This window comes from Streptomyces sp. NPDC046881 (assembly GCF_040645015.1).
GTDB lineage: Bacteria > Actinomycetota > Actinomycetes > Streptomycetales > Streptomycetaceae > Streptomyces.
This window is the reverse complement of the sequence record NZ_JBEYXJ010000191.1, coordinates 1-7781: the sequence shown is the minus strand read 5'-3', so window position 1 is coordinate 7781 and position 7781 is coordinate 1. Positions and strand designations below refer to the sequence as shown.

Annotated in this window: 8 protein-coding genes; 4 read left to right on the top strand and 4 right to left on the bottom strand. The window is 72.7% G+C overall.

Going from position 1 to position 7781, the window contains the following annotated elements; all coding sequences use genetic code 11:
* Positions 1 to 139: 139 nt before the first annotated feature.
* Positions 140 to 868: a hypothetical protein gene (locus ABZ923_RS40360; RefSeq protein ID WP_361483098.1), complete on the bottom strand. Its 729-nt coding sequence runs from the start codon at positions 866 to 868 to the stop codon at positions 140 to 142.
* Positions 869 to 1047: 179 nt separating this feature from the next.
* On the opposite strand from ABZ923_RS40360, the gene ABZ923_RS40355 reads away from it, so the two are divergent.
* From ABZ923_RS40355 to ABZ923_RS40345, 3 genes are read left to right on the top strand one after another with little or no spacing between them, the layout of a single operon-like run.
* Positions 1048 to 1851: an alpha/beta hydrolase gene (locus ABZ923_RS40355; protein WP_361483095.1), complete on the top strand. Its 804-nt coding sequence runs from the start codon at positions 1048 to 1050 to the stop codon at positions 1849 to 1851.
* Complete coding sequence (locus ABZ923_RS40350; RefSeq protein ID WP_361483093.1) at positions 1851 to 3131, top strand: SpoIIE family protein phosphatase; 1281 nt, start codon at positions 1851 to 1853, stop codon at positions 3129 to 3131. The genes ABZ923_RS40355 and ABZ923_RS40350 overlap by 1 nt, the downstream gene beginning before the upstream one ends.
* Entirely contained in the window at positions 3128 to 3466 is a 339-nt protein-coding gene (locus ABZ923_RS40345) for an STAS domain-containing protein (protein ID WP_361483090.1), read from the top strand. Before ABZ923_RS40350 ends, ABZ923_RS40345 begins: the two co-directional genes overlap by 4 nt.
* Positions 3467 to 3545: 79 nt before the next feature.
* On the opposite strand, the gene ABZ923_RS40340 is transcribed toward ABZ923_RS40345, so the two are convergent.
* The 3 genes from ABZ923_RS40340 to ABZ923_RS40330 are packed head-to-tail and all read right to left on the bottom strand — an operon-like array spanning position 3546 to position 6671.
* A complete protein-coding gene (locus ABZ923_RS40340; protein ID WP_361483100.1) occupies positions 3546 to 4073 on the bottom strand; it encodes an NUDIX hydrolase family protein in 528 nt (175 codons plus the stop codon).
* 16 nt (positions 4074 to 4089) lie between these two features.
* Positions 4090 to 5265 carry an amidohydrolase family protein gene (locus tag ABZ923_RS40335; RefSeq protein WP_361483087.1) on the bottom strand — a complete coding sequence of 392 codons (1176 nt, stop codon included), beginning with the start codon at positions 5263 to 5265 and terminating at the stop codon, positions 4090 to 4092.
* A gap of 2 nt (positions 5266 to 5267) precedes the next feature.
* Positions 5268 to 6671, bottom strand: coding sequence for a glutamine synthetase family protein (locus tag ABZ923_RS40330; protein ID WP_361483085.1), 1404 nt, complete (start codon positions 6669 to 6671; stop codon positions 5268 to 5270).
* Between the two features lie 162 nt (positions 6672 to 6833).
* Between ABZ923_RS40330 and ABZ923_RS40325 the strand changes: the two genes are divergently transcribed.
* Positions 6834 to 7688, top strand: a complete 855-nt coding sequence (locus tag ABZ923_RS40325; protein WP_361483082.1) for a Cof-type HAD-IIB family hydrolase — start codon at positions 6834 to 6836, stop codon at positions 7686 to 7688.
* Positions 7689 to 7781 lie beyond the last annotated feature (93 nt).

Below are 7781 nucleotides of genomic sequence, written 5' to 3'. Positions count from 1 at the left end.
CGCAGCTTGGTAGCGCACTTGACTGGGGGTCAAGGGGTCGCAGGTTCAAATCCTGTCGTCCCGACTCGTGAGAGTCGCCGGTGAGGGCCGGTTCCGGACGTATCCGGAACCGGCCCTCACGTGTTCGGCGAGTCGTCCGTCACCCGTCCGCTGTGCCGCCCTTGGTGCCGTCGATCACCTGTCCGGCCGGCGGGGGTGTCGCCTTGACCGGCTTCTCGTAGTCCGAGAAGACGAGCGTGCCGGGATTCTCGCCGCCGGACTGGTCGAGCTTGAGAATGTACGGCTTTCCCTCCGTGGCGACGTACATGGTGATGGTTTCGCCGCCCTTCTTTTTCCTCAGCGGAATCGCCTTCCGGCCGTCGACCGTGGTGACGTCGCCTTTCGTCATTCCCTTGCGCTCGGACTTGTCGCTGTCCATGTCGGCCAGGAATCCCTGCTTGTCGCACAGTCCCGTCGTACGGGAGTCGCCGACCGGCACCTTCACCCAACGGCCGCTCAGCGCCCGGGCCTGCTTCTGCTGCTCGCCCGAGCCCTTGGCGGCGTTCGCCCAGAACTTCTCGTCGCCCTTGATGTACGTCGCCTGGCCCGCGTGGATGACGTCGGCCGAGCCCTGTTCCATCGCCATTCGGCCCTTGCAGTTCTTCTGGGTGTCGACGTGGACGTCGACCGTCAGGGGCTGCCCGTCCGCGGAGACCTTGCCGGCCATGCGCAGCGACGCGGAGTCCCGGGTGGCGCTCACCGCCTTGGCGGCCACCTGGTCCGCGCTCTGCCCCTTGAACGGCTGGTCCGACGATCCGTCGTCCGAGCATCCCGCGGCCCCCAAGGCGGCGGTCGCGCAGATCACGGACACGGCTAACGTGCGGCTCACAGACATGGAAAACCCTTCCCGGGGAAATCTCCTGCTTTTCCTCGGCGGCCGCTTCCTTCCCATGGCGGCCGCCGTGGGTGTCCGGTTTCCCGGGAATTGTGGAATAGTCGCTTCCTCTTCCTCGGAAAGGCCCAGGGGGCGAGGTCACCGCGGTCGGTCAGGAGTGCGAGACTCTGGACATGGACATCGCCCGCAGGAACAACGTCACCGTCACCGGCAACCCCGGGGGGCGTCCGGTGGTGCTGGCGCACGGGTTCGGCTGCGACCAGAACATGTGGCGGCTGACGGTTCCCGCGCTGGCCGAGGAGTACCGGGTGGTGCTGTTCGACTACGTCGGCTCGGGCCGTTCGGACGCGTCCGCGTTCTCGGCGGACCGTTACTCCTCGCTCGACGGCTATGCCCGGGACGTGACCGAGGTGTGCGAGGCGCTCGATCTGCGTGACGCGGTGTTCGTCGGCCACTCGGTCAGCGCGATGATCGGGGTACTGGCCGCCGCCCGGGCTCCGGAGCGGCTCGGGGCACTGGTGATGGTCGCTCCGTCTCCCCGCTACATCGACGACGACGGCTACCGGGGCGGATTCAGCGCCGAGGACATCGACGAACTGCTGTCCTCCCTGGAGTCGAACTACCTCGGCTGGTCGGCGGCGATGGCCCCGGTGATCATGGGCAACGAGGACCGGCCGGAACTGGGCGCGGAGCTGAAGAACAGTTTCTGTGCCACCGATCCGGACATGGCACGCGTCTTCGCGCGCACCACCTTCCTGACCGATTCGAGGGACGACCTGAAGAGCGTGCGGGTGCCGACGCTGGTGCTGGAGTGCACCCAGGACGTCATCGCCCCGCGCGAGGTCGGCGCGTTCGTCCACCACTCGATCCCCGGCTCCACCCTGGTCACCCTCGATGCCACCGGACACTGCCCGCACCTGTCCGCACCCGAGGCCACCAACAGGGCGATCACCTCCTTCCTGGCGGACCTGCCGTGATGTGCCGCCCCGACCAGCAGCCCGACCCGCACGACGCCGAGGGCACGGCCGCTTCGGACGCGGCGTTCGCCGCCCTGCTGGAGGACAGCGCCGAGGAGCTGTACGAGAGCGCCCCCTGCGGATACCTGTCCACGCTGATGGACGGCACCATCGCCAAGATCAACACCACGTTGCTGCGGTGGCTCGGCCTGGACCGGGAGGCGGTGGTGGGCCGGATGCGGTTCACCGACCTGCTGACGGTGGGCGGCAAGCTGTACCACGAGACGCACTTCGCACCGCTGCTGCGGATGCAGGGCGAGATCAGCGGCATCGCCCTGGAGATCAAGCAGGCCACCGGCGGCCGGATCCCCGCGCTGGTCTCCTCCGTGGTCAAGCACGGCAGCACCGGAGAACCGCTGCTGATCCGCACCACCGTTTTCGACGCCCGGGACCGCCGTTCCTACGAGGAAGAACTCCTGCGCCGCAGGAAGGAGGCCGAGGAAGCGCGCCAGCAGGCGGAGGCCGACCGTGCCCGGCTCCAGGACGCCCTCGCCGTGCTCCAGCGGTCGCTCCTGCCCGACACGCTGCCCGCGATGCCCGGCGTGGAGGCGGCCGCCTCCTACCACACCGCCTCCCCCGACCGGCTCGGCGGCGACTTCTACGACGTCTTCCCCCTCGACGCCACACGCTCCGCGTTCTTCCTCGGCGACGTGTGCGGCAAGGGCCCCCAGGCCGCCGCGGTCACCTCGCTGACCCGCTACACCCTGCGCGCCGCCGCGCTCCACGACCCCGATCCGGTCTCGGCCCTGACCATCCTCAACAAGGTGCTCCACGAGCGCTACGCCGCAAGCGGCGACCCGCGGTACTGCACCGCCGTGTTCGGCTGGCTCCAGCCGGACCCGGCGACCGGCGAGGTGACCGTGCACCTCGCCTCGGGTGGTCATCCTCCGGTCCTGGTCCTGCGCGCCGACGGCACGGGCGAGTTCCTGCCCACCCCCGGCGGCCTCCTGGTCGGCGTCCTGCCCTCCGCGCCGTTCGTCACCGCCACCACCGTGCTCGCCCCGGGCGACACGATGCTGCTCTACACCGACGGCCTCACCGAGGCCCGCACCGGCAAGGACCGCGCCACCCTGTTCGGGGACGAGGCCCTGCTGGCCTTCGCCACCGGGCAGCCCGACACGTCCCCCCAGGCCGTCGTCGAGGCCGTGACGGCCCTGCTGGAAGGTTTCGGCGACGGCCTCGAGGACGACACCGCCGTCCTCGCCCTCGCAGCCGCCCCCCGGACGAGACACCGACGATGAGCCCGCTGAAGATCACCACCCGAGACGCCGCCGACGGTCCCGTACTGGAGATCTCCGGCGAGCTCGACTACGCCAACGCCGCACAGCTGCGTGACCTGATCCCCACCGTCGGCCTGCGGCCCGGTCAGCGCCTCACCCTGGACCTGGGGGAGATGGCGTTCTGCGACTCCAGCGGCATCACGGCCATGATCGCCGCCCGCAGCCACGCGCACGCCGCCCAGGCGGACGTCGTACTCGCCGCCGTCCCCGCCCACACTCTGCGCGTCCTGCGCATCGTCGGCCTCGACCAGATCTTCGCCGTCGAGGCCGGCGAGGAAACGGCCACCCGTCCCTGAACCGTGACGGCCCGTCCCGGGCGGCCGCATGAGCTGCGGCCGCCCGGGCCACGGAACGCGGGGGGCGGCGCCGAAGCGATCAGATGGCCAGCCCCACGTGCGCGAGCGCCTGCTTCAGCAGCACCCCGTGGCCGCCCGGCATCTCGTTCTGCACGGCCGGGGAGGCGGCCTCCTGGGGACTGAACCAGACGAGGTCCAGCGCGTCCTGGCGGGGCCGGCAGTCCCCGGTCACCGGCACGATGTAGGCGAGGGACACGGCGTGCTGGCGCGGGTCGTGGTACGGCGTGACACCGGCGGTCGGGAAGTACTCGGCGACCGTGAACGGCTGGAGCGAGGCGGGGACGCGGGGCAGGGCGACCGGGCCGAGGTCCTTCTCCAGGTGGCGCAGCAGCGCGTCGCGGACCCGCTCGTGGTGCAGGACGCGGCCGGAGACGAGGGTCCGGCTGACGGTGCCGTCCGGGCCGATGCGCAGCAGCAGTCCGATGCTGGTGACTTCACCGCTGTCGTCCACGCGCACGGGCACGGCCTCGACGTACAGGATCGGCATCCGGGCCCTGGCCATCTCCAGCTCGTCCGTGGTCAGCCAGCCGGGCGTGGTTTCGGTCATGTCAGACATTGCTTGATCATACTTTCCGGGTGGGGAGCCCGCTTCCCTCGCGGGCAGGTTCGGATACGGGCGGTCCGTACAGCCGGCGGGCGTTGTCGCGGCCCGTCCAGTCCGCGATCCGCAGGGCGTCGGCCAGGCTCCACTCGTCGGCGTCGACGCGGTCCTGCAGCAGACCGGCGAGGCCCTGCCGGAAACACAGGGCCCCCAGGTGGTGGAACTCGGCCAGACCATAGGCGTCGGAGCTGTACAGCAGTTTGCGGAACGGGGTGATCTCCAGTGCCTCCTCCAGCACCGCCCGGCAGCGGGCGGGGCCGGTGTGGTGCAGGGCGAGGCCGACGTCCAGGTACACCTGCTCGAACACGGCGGCGAGGTAGGCGGCCTGGCGGTGGTACGGCCAGCAGTGCAGCAGCAGCACCGGGACGGTGCCGGCGGTCCGGTGCAGCCAGTCCGTGAGCAGGGCGGGGTCGGCGCGGTGCAGCCGTAGGTCCGCGTCGCCGAACCCGGTGTGCAGTTGCAGCGGCAGCCCCAGCTCGACGGCGGTCCACAGCAGGTGCCGCACCAGGACCGGGTCGTCGAGGCGTCCGCCGCGCGCCAGCCAGCGCCCGGCCGCCCGCGTCACCTCGGCCGCGGCCGGGCGCTCCGGGTCCAGCGCGAAACCCGTCCGGTACGCCGCGACGGACTTCACCGCCACCACGCCCTGCCGGCGCACGGCCGTCTCGGCGGCGGCCCGGAACGCGGCCGCGTACCCGTCCGCCGTCACACCCCGCGCGGCCACCGACTCGGCGATCCGCTCCAGCCGTACGACCTCGCAGGCCGCGGCGCCGGCCGCGGCGGCCAGCTCCGCGGGGGAGGTGAGGGGATGCGGGGCGTAGCCGGTGTCCACGCAGAACACCCCGGCGCCGGACGCCGTCAGGAGGCGGCGGTGGACCTCCTGCCAGCCCAGCTCCGCGCGCCGGGCCAGGTAGGCGGCGGGCGGCGCGTGCCGGGGGAGGTCCAGCAGGGGCGCGCAGTGGCGGCGGACGGCCACGCCGGCGGGGCTGTCGAAGGGGGAGACGCCGGGCCAGGCCGCGCCCTCGGTGAGCAGGGACTCGAACTCCGCGGCGCCCAGGTCGGCCGTGACCGCGCCGTGGCAGTGGTGGTCGACCAGCGGCAGCGTGGCGAGCGCCTCGTGGACGGGTCCGGGGGCGGCCATCGTCAGTACGTCCAGCGGTAGGCCGCCGCGACCCGGTCGGGGCCGAGTCCGTCGACGGCCGCCGCCTCGCCGAGCCGTACGGCGGTCACCGCGTCGGCGAGGACCGGGCCGAGCGCGGCGCGCAGCACCGGGTCGGCACGGAACTCCTCGACGGCCTCGGGCAGCGACTGCGGCAGCCGCCGTACGCCCAGGGCCGCCGCCTCGTCGGGGCCGTAGCGGGCCGGGTCGCCGGTGATCTCGTCGGGCAGGGCACGGGCCGCCGTGACGCCGTCGAGCCCGGCGGCGATCACACAGCCGAGCGCGAGATACGGGTTGGCGGCCAGGTCGACGGGTTTGACCTCCATGTTGGCGTCCTGGTCGTGGCGGCCGGCCGTGCCCGTGATCATCCGCAGGGCGGCCTCGCGGGTCTCGCGGCCCCAGGCGGTGAAGACCCCGGCCCACTGGGAGGGCCGCAGCCGCAGATAGCTGGCCGGGCTCGGGGCGGTGACCGCCGTCAGCGCCGGGAGGCGGGCGAGGACACCGGCCGCGAAGGACTCCGCCTCGGCCGTCATGCCGTACCGGCGCGCGCCGCCCGCGTGCAGGTTCACCCCGTCGCGCCAGCAGGACAGGTGCAGGTGGCCGCCGTTGCCGACGCCCTCGGCGGACACCGCGGGCGCGAACGAGACCCGCAGACCGTGCCGCTGGGACACCGCCCGCACGGTCTGGCGGACCAGCACGCTGCGGTCGGCCGCGGCCACCGGGTCCCGCGCGCCCACCGAGATCTCGAACTGGCCGGGCGCGTACTCGGGGTGCAGCTGGTCGACGTCCACGCCCTGCGCGGCGCACGCGGCCAGCAGATCGGCGGTGTAGTCGCTCAGCCCGACCTGCCGGATCGCGCCGTACGCCGGCCCGGAGACCGCCGGGACGAACTCCCCGGCGGGCGCCGAGCCCAGTCCGACGGACCACTCGATCTCGATCGCCGCCTTGAAGTCCAGGCCGTGCCGTTCGGCGGCGCCGGTGACGATCCGGCGCAGGAAGGTGCGGGCACAGCCGGGGTGCGGGGCGCCCTCCTGGGTGATCCGGTCCACCGGCGCCCAGGCCCAGCCGGGCTGTCCGGCCAGCGCCACCAGCTGGTCGAGGTCCGGGTAGAGCCGCAGGTCGCCGTCGGGGGAGCCGAGGACGTCGGTGGTCACGACGGAGTCGTCGGCGAGGAAGGTGTCGAACACCGGGGACATGCCGACACCCCAGGACACGGCCGCCTCCAGCCGCGCGGTCGGGATCGTCTTGACCCGGCCGACGCCCGCCGTGTCGACGTACGCCAGCACGATGCCGCGTACGCCCCGCGCGGACAGGTCGGCGGTGAGGGCGGCGACCCGGCGCAGGTCGCCGGGACGGCCGCCGGGCACGGGGTCGGCGAAAGTCGTCATACGTCCTCCTCCGCGGGCCGCCGGCCGCCGCCGGCCGCCGCCGTCATTGTGCCGCCCGCCGATCGCGCTGTCCCGGCAACCGGGCACCGTGGGCGGTTCCGGGCACGCGGGGCGCATGAGGAACACTGGACCGGTCTCCCCGCCCCCGACCGGAAGCAGGACATGCCCGCCACGCCCGCCACCCTCCTGGACGCCTCCCCCTTGCCCGCAGGCCCCTCCGGCATCCGGCTGGTCGTCACCGACATGGACGGCACGCTGCTGGACGACAGCAAGCGGATACCGGACGGTCTGTGGCCGATGCTCGCCGAACTGCGCCGCCGCGGTGTGCTGTTCAGCCCGGCGAGCGGACGCCAGTACGCGACCCTGCACCGGCAGTTCGCCCAGGTCGCCGAGGGCATGGTGTTCATCGCGGAGAACGGCACGTACGTGGTCCGCGACGGCGTGGAGCTGAGCTCCGACCCGCTCGACGCGTCCGTCGTCGCCGGGGTCGTCCGGACGGTACGGCGGCTGGTCGCGGGCGGCGCGGACGTCGGCGCCGTGGTCTGCGGCAAGCGGGCGGCGTACGTCGAGCGGACCGACGAGGCGTTCCTCGCGGAGGTCCGCACGTACTACGTCGAGCACCGGATCGTCGAGGACGTCACCGCGATCGACGACGACGTGATCAAGGTCGCGCTGTTCGACTTCGGCTCCGCCGAGCAGAGCACCGCCCCGGCCCTCGCGGAGTTCGCCGGCACCCACCAGGTCGTGGTCTCCGGCGAGCACTGGGTGGACGTGATGAACCGCACCGCCAACAAGGGCACCGCCCTGCGCGGCCTCCAGCGGGCGCTCGGCATCACCCCGGCGCAGACCATGGTCTTCGGCGACTACCTGAACGACCTGGAGATGCTCGACGCCGCCGAGTGGTCCTTCGCCATGGCGGGCGCCCACCCCGAGGTGATCCGCAGGGCCCGCCACCTGGCACCGTCCAACAACGACGAGGGAGTGCTGCGGACCATCGCCCGCATGCTCGGCCTGTAGGGCCTCTCTTCCGGATCTTGCCGGTGTCGCGGGGCTTGGCACGCACATCTGCGGCGTTGTCGTCGGTCCTCGACGCTCCGCGTCGACTCCCTC